The sequence below is a fragment of the Kitasatospora sp. NPDC059146 genome, from assembly GCF_042786665.1.
GTDB lineage: Bacteria > Actinomycetota > Actinomycetes > Streptomycetales > Streptomycetaceae > Kitasatospora.
On sequence record NZ_JBHZCY010000038.1, the window covers coordinates 53,686 to 67,727 of the forward strand.

Consider the following 14,042-nt stretch of genomic DNA (forward strand, 5'->3'; position numbering starts at 1 on the left):
CCGGTTGCGGGTACACCAGTTGACGGCCAACCATCGCGCTCACCAGCGAGGAGGCATCCGTGACCGACGACCGGAGTGCCGCGAACACCGTCGCATCCCCCGAGTCCCGACAACAGACCGTCCAGGACGAACGGACCATCACCTTCCTGCGCTTCGGCGTCGGCGCGATCGGCGTGCTGCTGCCACCGGCCCTGCCCCTGGGCAACTGGCTGGCGGACGAGCTCACCGGGCGGGCCACGGACGGCTTCTGGCCCGCGTCGATGAGCGCCGCGTACTACGGCGGCACCCGGAACGTCTTCGTGGGCGCCCTGTGCGCGCTCGGGGTGTTCCTGATCTGCTACCGGCTGGACCGGCGGGACGACCGGTGGAGCACGGCCGCCGGGGTGTTCGCGCTCGGCGTCGCGCTGTGTCCGACCGCGCCGTCGGACCCGACCGGGTTGCAGCGCACGGTCGGGGTGTTCCATCTGGCCTTCGCCGGGCTGCTGTTCGTGATGCTGGCGCTGTTCTGCCTGTACTCCTTCCGCAATCCGCGCTCGGCGCAGCCCGCCCGGGTGGCGACGGCGTACCTGGCGGCGGGGGTGCTGATCCTGGTCGCCCTGCTGGCGGCGGTGGTGACGGGGCTGTCCGGGTTCGGCTCCGACTGGGCGGTGCGGCCGGTCTACCTGTGCGAGTGGGTGGCGACCTGGGCGTTCGGTGCGGCCTGGATCGGTGCGGCGGTGGAGCTGGCGGCCGGGCGGGACGGCCGGGCGGGGGCGCTGCCCCGGCAGGCGGTGGGGCTGGAGGCGCGCAGTCCGGAGGCGCCCCTGGCCTGAGCCCTCGTCATACCGTCACACCGGCGAACCGTTACCATGCGCACCAAGACCGGCCGCCCTGGCGCCCGGTGACGGATGCCCGAAGCAACGGGGAGCGAGAGCGTGACGGACGAGCACTACCCCTCGATCGACCTGCGGATGGACGTGCCGCACTCCGCGCGGGTCTACGACTACCTCATCGGCGGGAAGACCAACTTCGAGGCGGACCGGGCCGCCGCGCACGCCTCCGTCCAGGCCTGGCCGGCGCTGCCGACGTCCATGCGGACCACCCGCGCCTTCATGCAGCGCTCGGTGCGCCACCTCACCGAGCAGTACGGGGTGCGGCAGTTCCTGGACATCGGCACCGGCATCCCCACCTCGCCCAACGTGCACGAGATCGCCCAGGCGATCGCCCCCGAGGCCCGGGTCGGCTACGTCGACAACGACCCGATCGTGCTGACCCACGCGCGCGCCCTGATGGACAGCACGCCCCAGGGGCGCACCTGTTACGTGGACGCCGACTTCCGGAACCCGGAGTCGATCATCGAGGACCCCCGGCTGCGCGAGGTGCTCGACCTCTCGCAGCCGGTGGCGCTCTCGCTGATCGCCATCGTCCACTTCGTGCTGGACGAGGACGACCCGCAGGGCATCGTCCGCCGGTTCATGGACGCGCTGGCGCCCGGCAGCTTCCTCGCCCTCACCGTGTTCACCGGCGACACCGACCCGGTCGGGGTGGGCGGGGTCGGCCGGGAGTACAACGCCCGGGGCATCCCGCTGCAGATCCGCGACCGGGCCGAGACCGAGGCCTTCTTCGACGGCTACCGGCTGCTCGACCCGGGCGTCACCCTGGTCCACCACTGGCGGCCGGACCCGCACGCCCCGGCGGTCCGCGACCGGGACATCGCGATGTACGCGGGCGTGGCGGTCAAGGACTGAGCCCCGGAAGGGCGGGTCCGGTCAGCCGGGGACGGTGACCAGGCCCGCCTCGTAGGCCAGGATGACCAGGTGGACCCGGTCGCGGGCGTCCAGCTTGGCGAGCAGCCGGGTCATGTAGGTCTTCACCGTGGCGATGCTGAGCACCAGTTCGGCGGCGATCTCGGTGTTGGACAGGCCCCGGCCGACCAGGGTGAGGATATCCCGCTCCCGCTCGGTGATCGCCTCCAGCCGCCGCGCGGCGGCGGCCGGTGCGGGCTTCGGCTGCTGGGCCGCGAACGCCCCGATCAGCCGCCGGGTGACGCTCGGGGCGATCAGCGCCTCCCCCGCGGCCACCACCCGCACCGCGGCGAGGATGTCGTCCAGCGCCATGTCCTTGACCAGGAAGCCGGAGGCCCCGGCGCGCAGCGCCGCGTACACGTGCTCGTCCTCGTCGAAGGTGGTGAGCACGACCACCTTCGTCGGCCCGCCCGCCGCGGTCACCCGCCGGGTCGCCTCGATGCCGTCGGTGCCCGGCATGCGGATGTCCATCACCACGACGTCCGGCCGCAGTTCGGCGGCCAGCCGGACGGCCTCGGCGCCGTCGCCCGCCTCGCCGACCACCTCGACGTCCGTCGTCTCGGTGATCACCATCTCCAACGCGGCCCGCACCAGGGGCTGGTCGTCGGCCAGCACCACCCGGATCACGCGGTCACCCCCTCGGGGAGCGGGACCGGCAGCCGGGCGGCGACCCGGAAGCCGCCGTCCGGGCGCGGCCCGGCCTCGAACTCGCCGTGCAGCAGGGCGACCCGCTCGCGCAGCCCGGCCAGGCCGAAGCCGCTGCCGGGCGCGTCGCCGTGGCCCCGGCCCCGGTCGGTGACCTCCACCCGGAGCTCCTCGGCCCGGCTGCGGTCGACGGTCACCAGGCACTCGGCGGCCCGCGCGTGCCGCACCACGTTGGTCACCGACTCCTGGATGATCCGGAACGCCGAGAGGTCGATCTCCGGTGGCAGCGGCCCCGGTTCGCCCGTGCGCCGCACCTCCACCCGCACCCCGGCCGCGGTGGTGGCCGCGGCCAGCCGGTCGAGGTCGGCCAGGCCCGCCGGGACGGTGTCGGACACCTCGCCGTCGGCCTGGCGCAGCGCGACCAGCATCCGGCGCAGCGCGGCGAGGGTCTCCCGGCCGGCCGCCTCGATCTCGCCCAGGGCCTGCTTGGCCCGCTCCGGCCGGCGGTCGATCACCCGGCGGGCCGCACCGGCCTGGAGGGCCACGATGCCCATGCTGTGCGCGACGGTGTCGTGCATCTCCCGGGCGATCCGCAGCCGTTCGGCGGTCACCGCCTCGGCGGCCACCCGGCTGCTCAGGGTCTCGGCGTGCTCCCGGTTCTGCCGCACCGAGCGCCCGGCCAGCCAGGCGACCAGGGCGAGCAGCGCGGCGCCGTCCGCCTCGCCGATGTGGGTGCCGGTGAAGATGCCGACGGTGTTGCCGTGGACCAGGCCCATGTGCAGCACCAGGAAGACCGCCGCCAGTGCGAAGGCGGCGCGCGAACTGCGGCGCGGGCAGCGGGCGGTGATCAGGAACAGTGCGACGTACACCGCCAGCAGTGCGGCCGGGGAGACCTGGACCTGGGCCGAGAAGCCGTCGGTCTCCATCCAGGTGGCGAACAGCAGCAGGGCGACCGAGAGCACCGGCAGCCGACGCACCAGCGCCGCGCCGAGGAAGGCCACCGCCGTGTCGCCCAGGGTGAAGGCCAGGCCGCCGTGCAGGGCGGCGCCCCGATGCAGCCGGGCGGTGCCGCCGAGCAGCACGGCGGGGTAGGCGGCGGCCACGCACCAGGCGAGGGCGACCCAGGCCTCGGGCGGGACGCGCCGCAGCAGCGGGGGCGTCGGTGTGGTGGGCATGGTCCAAGATCGTAACGACGGGTGCGGGCGCCGTCATCCAGCCCTGGTTGTACGACCGGGGCCGACCTGCGGTGTCGACGCCGGTCCGATGCGGCCGCGGGGGCTCCCCCGGCATCGTGGTGGCCATGATCGAAGTCACCGAGCTGACCAAGCGCTACGGCCGCCGCACGGCCGTCGACCAGTTGACCTTCACCGTGTGCCCCGGCCACGTCACCGGCTTCCTCGGCCCCAACGGCGCCGGCAAGTCCACCACCCTGCGGATGGTGCTGGGCCTGAACGCCCCCACCTCCGGCACCGCCACCGTGGGCGGCCGGGACTTCCGCGGCCTGCCGCGCGGCCTGCGCGAGGTCGGCGCCCTGCTCGACGCCGGGGACGTGCACGGCGGCCGCACCGGCGGCGCCCACCTGCGGGCCCTCGCCCGCAGCAACGCGATCCCGCGCCGCCGGGTGGACGAGGTGCTCGCCGAGGTCGGCCTCACCGACGCCGCCGGACGCCGGATCGGCGGCTACTCACTGGGCATGAAGCAGCGCCTGGGCATCGCCGGGGCCCTGCTCGGCGACCCGCCCGTACTGCTCTTCGACGAGCCGCTGAACGGCCTCGACCCCGAGGGCGTGCTCTGGGTGCGCGGCCTGTTCCGCCGCCTCGCGGACGAGGGCCGCACCGTCTTCGTCTCCAGCCACATGATGGCCGAGATGGAGCACACCGCCGACCGGCTGGTGGTGATCGGCCGCGGCCGGCTGATCGCCGACGAGAGCCTCGGCGCGTTCGCCGCCCGGGCCGGCCGCGCCACCGTCCGTGTCCGCGCCGCGGAACCCGAGCGGCTGGCGGCCGTGCTGCGGGCCGCCGGCGCCACCGTCCGCCCCGAGCCGGACGGCAGCCTCGACGTGACCGGGCTGGGCGTCGAACGGATCGGTGAACTCGCCCTGGAGCAAGGCCTGCTGCTGTACGGCCTGACCGAACGCGGCGCCTCCCTGGAGGAGGCCTTCATGGAACTGACCGCCGACAGCGTCGAGTACCTCGCCGGAGAGAACCGATGAACGCCCCCATGAGCACCCCCCTGCGCTCCTCGACCCCCGTACGCCGCGCCCGTTTCGGCGACCTGCTCGCTGCCGAGTGGCTCAAGTTCTGGTCACTGCGCTCGATCCCCTGGGTGCTCGCGGTCGGCGCGCTGCTCATCCTCGCCGCCAACCTCAAGTCCGCCCAGTACACCCACGACCACTACACGCCCGGCGACGGCGACCCGGCGGTGATGAAGCAGGAAGCCCTGAACGTCTCCTTCATCACCGGCTCCGCCGACGTCGTGATGCTGCTCGCCGGCGGCCTCGGCGCGATCGTCATCGCGGGCGAGTACGCGACCGGCCTGATCCGCACCACGCTGGCCGCCGTCCCCGACCGCCGGGCCGTCCTGCTCGCCAAGGCGGGCGTGCTGACGGCCGTTCTGCTCGGCTTCGGCGTGCTCACCGCGGGTCTGTCCTTCGCCCTCACCCAGGCGATCCTGGCCGACCGGGGCATCGGGCAGTCGATCGGCGACCCGACCGCCTTCCGGTACGTGGCGGCGGCCGCGCTGTTCGCCCCGGTCTGCGGACTGGTCGGGCTCTGCCTCGGCACCCTGATCCGGCACAGCGCGGGCGCGGCGGTGGGCACCATCGCGGTGCTGTTCTTCCTGCCCTCCGTCGTCACCGAGCGCTACCGGTGGAGCGCCGACCTCCTGCACGCCCTGCCCTTCCCGGCCTGGCAGCGCCTCGCCCGCACCACCCTGGCCGGGATGCGCCCGACCGACTACCCGGCCACCGTGGCCGGCTCCTGGACCAGCTACGCGGTGTGGGCGCTGGCCTCGGTGCTCATCGCGGTGGCGGTGATCCGGCGCCGCGACCACTGACGGGGCCGCGACCACTGGCGGAGCCGTCACCACTGACGGGCCCTGCGCTCTCCCGCCGGCCCGCCCACTCCTCGGCGAGGGCGACCAGCAGCGCCGCCAGGACCAGCCCGGCCGCGACCGTGACGCCCAGTTGGAAGGCCAGCGCCCAGTCCGGGCGGCGTCCCCCGGCGTGGGCGAAGAAGACCGAGCCGACGACCGCGATGCCGACCGCCGAGCCGACCCGCTGGGCGGTCTGCAGCACACCGCCGGCGCTGCCCGCCCGGGTCAGCGGGACGTGCTGGAGGGTGAGGGTCTGGTTCGGGGCGATCACCAGGCCGCTCCCCGCACCGGCCACCAGCAGCGGGCCGAGCGTCGTCCAGCCCACCAGCGGCCCGTCCCACAGCTGCACCGCCAAGGCCGAGGCCAGCAGGCCGCCCAGCACCAGCAGCAGCCCCGCCACCACCAGCCGGCGTCCGTACCGGCTCACCAGCCGCCCGCCCACCGCGGCCGCCACGCCCGAACCGACCGCGAAGGGGGTGATCGCCAGACCGGCCGTCAGGGCCGAGTAGTGGTGCCCGGCCTGGAGGTAGAGCGTGAAGATGAAGAAGATCGCGGTGAACCCGGCGAAGTACACCAGCGACAGCAGCACCCCCGCCGCGTACGGCCGCACCGCGAACAGCGCCATGCTGACCAGCGGTTCGCGCCGCCGCCCGTCCGGCCGCTCCCGCGCGTAGTGGCGCTCCCAGCCGACGAAGGCCGTCAGCAGCACCGCCGCCAGCGGCAGCAGCAGCCAGCGGGCCGGGCTGTGCCACTGCTGCTCCTGGACGAAGGGCAGCAGCAGGGCGACCGTCCCCGCGCCGAGCAGCAGCACCCCGACCGGGTCGAAGTCCCGCTGCCCGGCCCGCTCGCCGGCCGGGCGGGGCGGCGGCAGCAGCCGGTAGGCGACCGGCAGGGCGACCAGGCCGATCGGCAGGTTGACCAGGAACACCCAGCGCCAGCCGTCCTGCGGGCCGAACGCGTGGATCAACAGCCCGCCCAGCAGCGGTCCGACGGCGGTGGACAGCCCGATCGTCGCGCCCAGCGCGCCGAAGGCCCGGCCGCGTTCGGCGCCCTGGAACAGGGTCTGGATGAAGCCGGACACCTGCGGCACCAGGACCCCGCCGGCCGCGCCCTGGAACAGCCGGGCCAGCACCAGCCACTCCTGGTCCTGGGCCGCGCCGGCCAGCGCGCTGGCCGCGGTGAACAGGGCGAGCCCGGTGAGGAAGACCGCCCGCCGACTGCGGGCGTCGCCGAGCCGCCCGGCGGGGACGAGCACCAGGCCGAAGGCCAGCGCGTAGCCGCTGAGCACCCACTGCAGGCCGCTGTCGGACATGTGCAGTCCGGCCCGGACGGTGGGCAGGGCGACGTTCACGATGCTGACGTCCAGCAGGGTCATGAACCCGGCGACCAGGCAGACCGTCAGCGCCCGCCAGCGCCGCGCCTCCGCCCGCCCGCCGACGGCGGAGGCGCCGGGCGGCTGCGGGCGCGGGGGCTCCGCGTCGCGGGAGGGTGGGGCGGTCATGGGAGCCTCTTCCCGGTGTCCGGGGACTGGTGCCGGCTCTGCTCCGGCTCATCCTCACCTGCACCGGACCCCGCCGCCACCCGAACCCCGTCCGGCCCCGGGCGCGCGGGTTGCTCACCCGAACGGACGAACCGGATCGCGACCGGCCCCGAGCCGCCCGAGGCTGGCGGCATGACTGTCGCCACCGAGACCCAGCCCTCCGCCCCGCCGGTGCTCGACGTACGGCAGCGGAACGTCGTCTTCGCCACCATCGTGCTCGGCATGCTGCTGGCCGCCCTCGACCAGACCATCGTCGGCACCGCGCTGCCCACCATCGTCTCGGACCTCGGCGGCGCCGCCCACATGTCCTGGGTGGTCACCTCCTACCTGCTGGCCGAGACGGTGGCCACCGTGCTGGCGGGCAAGTTCGGCGACCTGTACGGGCGCAAGCTGATCTTCCAGGTCTCGGCGATCGTCTTCGTCGGCGGCTCGTTCCTGTGCGGCCTGTCCACCAACATGACCCTGCTGATCGCCTGGCGGGCCGTGCAGGGCATCGGCGCGGGCGGGCTGATGGTCACCGCCATGGCACTGATCGCGGACGTCATCCCGCTGCGCGAGCGCGGCAAGTACCAGGGCGCGATCGGCGCGGTGTTCGGCCTGGCCACCGTCATCGGGCCGCTGCTGGGCGGGCTGTTCACCGACCACCTGTCCTGGCGCTGGGCGTTCTACGTGAACGTGCCGATCGCCGTCGTCGTGGTGATCGCGGCCGCCCGGACCATCCCCTCGGTGCGCTCGGCGGTGCGGCCGGTGATCGACTACCTGGGCATCGCCCTGGTCTCGGTCGGCGCCAGCGCCCTGATCCTGGCGACCAGTTGGGGCGGCAACCAGTACGCCTGGGGCTCCGGGGTGATCATCGCCCTGTTCGTCGGCGGCGCGGTCGCACTCGGACTGTTCTGCTGGACGGAGACCCGGGCCGCCGAACCGATGCTGCCGATGCGGCTGTTCCGCAACCCGGTGTTCGCGGTCTGCTCGGTGCTCAGCTTCATCGTCGGCTTCGCGATGCTCGGCGCGCTGACCTTCCTGCCGACCTTCCTCCAGTACGTGGACGGCGACTCGGCGACCGTCTCCGGCGTGCGGATGCTGCCGATGGTGATCGGCCTGCTGATCGCCTCGATCGCCAGCGGCAACGTGGTCAGCAAGACCGGCAAGTACCGGCTGTTCCCGATCGCCGGCACCCTGGTCATGGCCGTCGGCCTCTACCTGCTGTCCCGGCTCGAACCCGGCACCGGCACCGCACTGGCCTCCCTCTACATGTTCGTGCTCGGCGTCGGCATCGGGCTGAGCATGCAGGTGCTGACCATCGCCGTGCAGAACACCGTCGACTACGCCGACCTCGGCACCGCCACCTCCGGGGTGACCTTCTTCCGCACCATCGGCAGCTCCTTCGGCACCGCCGTGTTCGGCACCATCTACGCCAACGGCCTCAAGACCGAACTCGCCAAGGGCGTCGCCGCCTCCGCCCGGCTCACCGGCGCCGACCCGGCCGCCCTGGTGCACGCCGCGGAGAGCCCGCAAGGCCTGCACAAACTGCCCGCCGCACAGGCCGCACCGATCATCCAGTCGTACTCGGACGCCCTGCACACCGTGTACCTGTGGACCATCCCGGTGGCCGTGGTCGGCTTCGTGGTCGCGCTGTTCCTCAAGCAGGTGCCATTGCGCGACACCACCCGGGCCGGCTCCACCGACATGGGCGAGGGCTTCGCCCAACCCACCACCAGCGACTCCGACCCGCACCTGGAGTACGCCGTCTGCAAGATCGTGCGCGACATCGACCTGGACACCGTACGGACCATCGTCGGCGACGCCGACACCCGCGTCGACCTCGCCGGCGCCTGGGCCCTGATGGAGGTGGCCGGCCACACCAAGGCCCTCGGCCACGCCTCCCTCGACCTCATCGCCACCCGCAAGAAGCTGCCGCCCGAGGTCCTCGAACCGGTCTTCGACCGGATGGCCGCCGAGGGCTACCTCACCCGCGACGGCGACCGCCTCACCCACACCGAGGCCGGCACCCAGGAGGTCCGCTCCCTCGCCCGCGCCTGGTCCGGCTGGCTCAACGCCCGCCTCGACGCCGACGCCGGCCGCCCCCGCAGCCCCCAGCTCCGCACCGCCGCCGACGCCATCGCCTGGCGCCTCCTCACCGAGGACCTCGCCAACGGCCTCCCGGCCACCGCCCGCCACAAGAACGGCGCCAAGGTCTGACGGCCCGCCGGCACCCCGCGAGCATCGAGGAAGGTACGGCTCAGGGCGCGAAGAATGCGCTTTCTCGCCCCCTCCCCCAGGCCCGAGGATGAGCAGCGAATCAGCCTGCCGGGAGGAAGAACCGTGTCCGCTGCGCCGCCCGCCCCGCCGTCCGCCGACTCCCCCGTCGAGCCGGGCCTGCTGCCGCTCACCGCCGAGGTCCGGCCCGAGGGCCTGGCCGTCGGAGGCGTCCTGCTGGAGCAGATCGCCCGCCAGCACGGCACCCCGCTCTTCGTCTACGACGAGGAGCACCTGCGCAGCCGCTGCCGGGAGGCGGTGGCCGCCTTCGGCCCGGGCAACGTGGCCTACGCCTCCAAGGCCTTCCTCTGCACGGCCATGGCCCGGCTGGTCGCCGACGAGGGCCTGCTGCTGGACGTCGCCTCCGGCGGCGAGCTGCGCACCGCCCTGTACGCCGGGGTGGAGCCGGAGCGCATCGTCCTGCACGGCAACAACAAGGACGACGGCGAGCTGCGCACCGCGATGACCGCCGGACTGCACCACATCGTGGTGGACAGCTTCGACGAACTGGAGCGGATCGAGCGGCTGCACCACGTGGAGGGCCTGCCGCCCGCCCGGATCCGGCTGCGGGTGGCGCCCGGCGTCGCGGCCGGCGCCCACGAGGCGATCCGCACCGGCGGCCACGACTCCAAGTTCGGCTTCGGCCTCGCCGACGGCGCCGCCGCGGCCGCCGTGCGCCGGGCCGCGGCCGCCTCCGCCGTCCGGCTGGAGGGCGTGCACGCCCACGTCGGCTCCCAGGTCCTCGACCCGGCCGAACTGGCCGACGGGGCCGCCGCGGTGGCCCGCTTCGCGGTGGACAGCGCGGTCGCCGGACTGACCGTGGGCGGCGGCCTCGGCGTCGCCTACGTGGGCGGGCAGAGCGCCCCGTCCTTCGCCGTCTGGGCGGCGCGGGTGCGCGCGGCGGTGCGCGGCGCGGGCTGGACGGGCGAGGTCGGCGTGGAGCCGGGCCGCTCGATAGCCGCCCGGGCCGGGCTGACCCTGTACCGGGTCGGCACCGTCAAGCGGATCCCGGACGTACGGACGTACGTCAGCGTGGACGGCGGCATGAGCGACAACCTGCGGCCCGCGCTGTACGGCGCCGGCTACGAGGCCTTCCTGCCGCGCTGCCCCGAGGCGCACCGCCCGTACCGGGCCCGGCTGGTCGGCAAGCACTGCGAGAGCGGCGACGTGATCATCGACGACGCGGCCCTGCCGGCCGACCTGCGGGTCGGCGACCTGCTCGCCACCCCGGTCACCGGCGCCTACGGCTACGCGATGGCCTCCAACTACAACAAACTGCCGCGGCCCGCCGTGGTCTTCGTCCGCGACGGCCGGGCCCGGCTGGTGGTGCGCCGGGAGACCGAGTACGACCTGCTGCGCCTCGACGTCGCGGGCGACGGCAGCACCACGCGGCCGGCCCCGGAACCGGCGAACGCCCAGCGGGGCGCCTGAGCCCCGGGGTTCCGGGGAGGGCCCGGGAGACGGACCCTAGTCTGGGCCGATGCTGAACAGCGCCCGCCTGCTCGTCCTGCTGGAGATCGCCCGTCGCGGCACCATCGTGGCCGCGGCGCAGGCGCTGCACCTCAGCCCGTCCGCCGTCTCGCACCAACTCGCGCGCCTGGAACAGGAGCTGGGGGTCGCGCTGGTGGAGCGGGCGCCGCAGTCGCTGCGGCTGACGGCGGCGGGGGCCCGGCTGGCCGAGCACGCCCAGGCGATCGCCGACCTGATGGCCGTCGCCCGGGACGACCTGCGGGCGCACGCGGAGGCGACGGCCGGGGTGCTGCGGGTCGGCTTCTTCGTCTCGGCCGGGCTGGACCTGCTGCCCCGGGCGCTGTCCGGCTTCGCGGCCCGGTACCCGCGGGTGGAGCTGGAGCTGGTGACGGGCCAGCCGCACGAGCTGGTGCCCGACCTGGAGGCGGGCCGGCTGGACGCGGCCGTGGTCTTCGAGCACCCGCTGGACCCGTGGTGCCGGGAGGCGGCGGTGCGGGTGCGGATGTTCTTCGCCGAGCCGCAGTTGGTCGTGCTGCCGCCCCGGCACCGGCTGGGGCGGCGCCCGGTGGTGCGGCTGGCGGAGCTGGCGGACGAGAGCTGGATCGGCACCCACGGCGGCGGCATCGGCGAGCCGGTGCTCGAACGCGCCTGCGCGGCCGAGGGGTTCCGCCCCCGGGTGCGCTGCCGCAGCGACCACTACCAGGTCACCGTCAACCTCGCCCGGGCCGGGATGGGCGTGGCGCTGATCCCCGCGCTCGGCCTGGCCGATGACACCGACGGGGTGCACGTCTGCCGACTGGACCACCCCCGGTTGCACCGCCGGATCGGGGTGGCCACCCGGGCCACCAACCGCAACCCGGTGCTGCACGCCTTCCTCGCCGAACTCGACGCCGCCGCAGCGGAGATCGGTTCGCTGCTGGAACGACGCTGGGCGGGCTGAGCGCCTCCGGCGCCCTGCGCCGGGAGCTGCCGGTGTGTCATGCTTGCGCCGCCAGCATCCATTTCAGCTGATTGGACTCCGATGACCCGCCGGATATCCGCCCTCCTGATCACCGCCGCCGCCCTGCTGTCCCTCGCGGCCGCCTACGGCCAGCAGTCCGCGCCCCGCGCCGCCACCGTCGCCGAGGCCCCCGCCAGCACCGCCGGCGGCCACACCGCCGAGCGCTCCGAGCACCACTGACCGACGGCAGGCCCCCGGGCGGGGCGGGCTCGCCGGGCCACGACGTCTCAGCGGACCCGGAGCACCTCACCCGCCCGGGCCCCGGTCGGCCGCCCCCCGCGCACCGCGACCCGCCCGGCCACCAGCACCGTCTCCACGCCCTCCGGCGGCAGCAGCGGCCGTGCGAAGGTCGCCCGGTCCAGCACGGCCGCCGGGTCCAGCACGACCAGGTCCGCCACCGCGCCGTCCCGCAGCACCCCGCGCCCGTCCAGGCGGAAGCGCGCGGCGGGCAGTCCGGTCATCTTGTGGACCGCGAGCTCCAGCGGCAGCAGCCCCTGGCTCCGCCCGTAGTGGCCGAGCACCCGGGCGAAGCTGCCCGCCCACCGCGGGTGCGGGCGGCCGGGTTTGGGCACCCCGTCCGAGCCGATCATCGACAGCGGGCTGGCCAGCACCCGGCGGACGTCGTCCTCGCGCATCGAGTGGCTGATGATGGTCACCTCGCCCCGCCCCTCCAGCAGCAGTTCGCAGACGTAGTCCACCGGGTCCGCGCCGCGCTCGGCCGCCAGCTCGGCGATCCGCCGGCCCTCGGCGGAGCGGCGGGCCGGGGCGGCGGCGACCGAGATCAGGTCCCAGCCGCCGTTGCCGACGGTGTTCTCCCAGCCCTCCACCCCGTGCACGAGGTCCGCCCGGATCCGCTCCCGCACCTCGGGGCCGCCCAGCCGGGCCAGCAGGGCGGCGGGCCCGCCCTCGCTCACCCACGGCGGCAGCATCGCGGACAGCACGGTGCTGCCCGCGGTGTACGGGTAGACGTCGCAGAGCACGTCCACGCCCTCGGCGCGGGCCTGGGCCAGCCTGGCCAGGGTCCGGACGGTGGCGCCCCAGGCGTGCCGGCCGGCGGTCTTGTGGTGGGAGACCTGCAACGCGGCGCCGGAGCGCGCGGCGATCTCCAGGGCCTCCTCCAGCGCCTTCTCCACCTGGGACATCTCGTCCCGCAGGTGGGTCACGTACGGCTTGCCGTGGCGCGCGGCGACCGACGCCAGGGCGACGAGCTCCTCGGTGCCGGCGTAGCCCCCGGGCGGGTAGATCAGACCGGTGGAGAACCCGGCGGCGCCCTGGCCGAGCGAGCGGTCGAGCAGGTCGCACATCGCGGCCAGTTCCCCGGGGGTCGGCGGGCGGTCCGCGAAGCCCATCACCCCGGCCCGCAGGGTCCCGTGGCCGACCAGCGAGGCCAGGTGGGTGCGCCGCAGGCCGGGCCGCTGCCCGGCGGCGAAACCGGCGAAGTCCCGGGCCGGGCGCACCGGCCCGAGGCCGAAGGTGACCCGCAGGTGCTCGGCGAGGGCGGGCAGCCGAGCGGGCAGCGCGGGGAACAGGCTGCTGCCGCAGTTCCCGGCGATCTCGGTGGTCACGCCCTGGAGCAGCGGGGCCAGCCGTAGCTCCTCGGTGCCGTGGTCCGCGCCGTCGAAGGTGGCGGTGAGGGCGTCGGAGTGGGTGTGGACGTCGATGAAGCCGGGGGTGACGACCCGCCCGGTGACGTCCACCACCTCGGCCGCGTCCACCGCCCCGGCCCCCGGCGCCAGCACCGCCACCCGGTCGCCGACGACCGCCACGTCCGCCCGCCGGGCGGCAGCCCCGGTGCCGTCCACCAGGCTGCCGCCGCGCAGCAGCAGGTCGATCCGGCCGGACGGGGCACAGCGGTGCATCGGCGACTCCCTCGGGCCCCACGAGCGGTGGCGGTGGCCGCAGCGGTGGCGGTGGCGGTGTGCGCCGATGCTGACAGCCGGGCCGGTCGAACGGAAGATGCTGCAGCCATTCGCGCCTCAGCAACCACTTTCGTACCGCTGGCCCGTTGCCCGTTCCAGCCGCCCCGCCAGAGGGCCGGGGAGGCGTTGGTGGCGTCCAGCACCGTGCGCAGTGCGCAGTGCGCGGGCCAGGGGCACGCCACGGCGCCCTAGGGTCCGTCTTCAAACTCCCGTCGTCCGCCCGGAGGGCGGGCGGGGCGGCGGTGGGGTGCGTGCATCGCAAGGCGGCGGAGGGAGCCCAAAGCAGCGCATTGGCGACCGACGACAACGCGGCGGGGCGCGTGCCCCGGCGTCGG

12 protein-coding genes are annotated in these 14,042 nt (G+C 74.9%); 8 read left to right on the top strand and 4 right to left on the bottom strand.

Going from position 1 to position 14,042, the window contains the following annotated elements; all coding sequences use genetic code 11:
* Positions 1-59: 59 nt before the first annotated feature.
* Together ACFXPX_RS18615 and ACFXPX_RS18620 are read left to right on the top strand one after the other, a co-directional pair.
* Entirely contained in the window at positions 60-812 is a 753-nt protein-coding gene (locus ACFXPX_RS18615; RefSeq protein ID WP_380522719.1) for a hypothetical protein, read from the top strand.
* 75 nt (positions 813-887) lie between these two features.
* Positions 888-1,727, top strand: a complete 840-nt coding sequence (locus ACFXPX_RS18620) for an SAM-dependent methyltransferase (RefSeq protein WP_375884430.1) — start codon at positions 888-890, stop codon at positions 1,725-1,727.
* Positions 1,728-1,748: 21 nt separating this feature from the next.
* Here the strand turns inward: ACFXPX_RS18620 and ACFXPX_RS18625 are convergent, their stop codons facing one another.
* Both ACFXPX_RS18625 and ACFXPX_RS18630 read right to left on the bottom strand, forming a co-directional pair.
* Positions 1,749-2,411 carry a response regulator gene (locus ACFXPX_RS18625; RefSeq protein ID WP_380642279.1) on the bottom strand — a complete coding sequence of 221 codons (663 nt, stop codon included), beginning with the start codon at positions 2,409-2,411 and terminating at the stop codon, positions 1,749-1,751.
* Positions 2,408-3,604 carry a sensor histidine kinase gene (locus tag ACFXPX_RS18630; RefSeq protein WP_380642281.1) on the bottom strand — a complete coding sequence of 399 codons (1,197 nt, stop codon included), beginning with the start codon at positions 3,602-3,604 and terminating at the stop codon, positions 2,408-2,410. The genes ACFXPX_RS18625 and ACFXPX_RS18630 overlap by 4 nt, the downstream gene beginning before the upstream one ends.
* Before the next feature lie 125 nt (positions 3,605-3,729).
* Here ACFXPX_RS18630 and ACFXPX_RS18635 point away from each other — a divergent pair, with 125 nt between their 5' ends.
* Positions 3,730-4,641 (top strand): ABC transporter ATP-binding protein, encoded by a 912-nt coding sequence (locus tag ACFXPX_RS18635; RefSeq protein ID WP_380642283.1) that lies wholly within the window; start codon positions 3,730-3,732, stop codon positions 4,639-4,641.
* A gap of 8 nt (positions 4,642-4,649) precedes the next feature.
* Positions 4,650-5,483 (top strand): ABC transporter permease, encoded by an 834-nt coding sequence (locus ACFXPX_RS18640; protein ID WP_380522723.1) that lies wholly within the window; start codon positions 4,650-4,652, stop codon positions 5,481-5,483.
* Here the strand turns inward: ACFXPX_RS18640 and ACFXPX_RS18645 are convergent.
* The gene (locus ACFXPX_RS18645; protein ID WP_375884420.1) at positions 5,446-7,023 is read right to left on the bottom strand and encodes an MFS transporter; all 1,578 of its coding nucleotides are present in this window, start codon (positions 7,021-7,023) and stop codon (positions 5,446-5,448) included. The two genes, ACFXPX_RS18640 and ACFXPX_RS18645, sit on opposite strands and share 38 nt — an antisense overlap.
* 171 nt (positions 7,024-7,194) lie before the next feature.
* Here ACFXPX_RS18645 and ACFXPX_RS18650 point away from each other — a divergent pair, with 171 nt between their 5' ends.
* The 4 genes from ACFXPX_RS18650 to ACFXPX_RS18665 all read left to right on the top strand — a co-directional run bounded on the left by ACFXPX_RS18650 (position 7,195) and on the right by ACFXPX_RS18665 (position 11,968).
* Positions 7,195-9,261 carry an MDR family MFS transporter gene (locus tag ACFXPX_RS18650; protein WP_380642285.1) on the top strand — a complete coding sequence of 689 codons (2,067 nt, stop codon included), beginning with the start codon at positions 7,195-7,197 and terminating at the stop codon, positions 9,259-9,261.
* A gap of 123 nt (positions 9,262-9,384) precedes the next feature.
* Entirely contained in the window at positions 9,385-10,749 is a 1,365-nt protein-coding gene (lysA, locus tag ACFXPX_RS18655; RefSeq protein ID WP_380593678.1) for a diaminopimelate decarboxylase, read from the top strand.
* 49 nt (positions 10,750-10,798) lie between these two features.
* Complete coding sequence (locus ACFXPX_RS18660) at positions 10,799-11,728, top strand: LysR family transcriptional regulator (protein WP_380522727.1); 930 nt, start codon at positions 10,799-10,801, stop codon at positions 11,726-11,728.
* A gap of 81 nt (positions 11,729-11,809) precedes the next feature.
* Positions 11,810-11,968, top strand: coding sequence for a hypothetical protein (locus ACFXPX_RS18665; RefSeq protein WP_375884410.1), 159 nt, complete (start codon positions 11,810-11,812; stop codon positions 11,966-11,968).
* Between the two features lie 47 nt (positions 11,969-12,015).
* On the opposite strand, the gene ACFXPX_RS18670 is transcribed toward ACFXPX_RS18665, so the two are convergent.
* Complete coding sequence (locus ACFXPX_RS18670) at positions 12,016-13,647, bottom strand: amidohydrolase family protein (RefSeq protein ID WP_380642287.1); 1,632 nt, start codon at positions 13,645-13,647, stop codon at positions 12,016-12,018.
* Positions 13,648-14,042 lie beyond the last annotated feature (395 nt).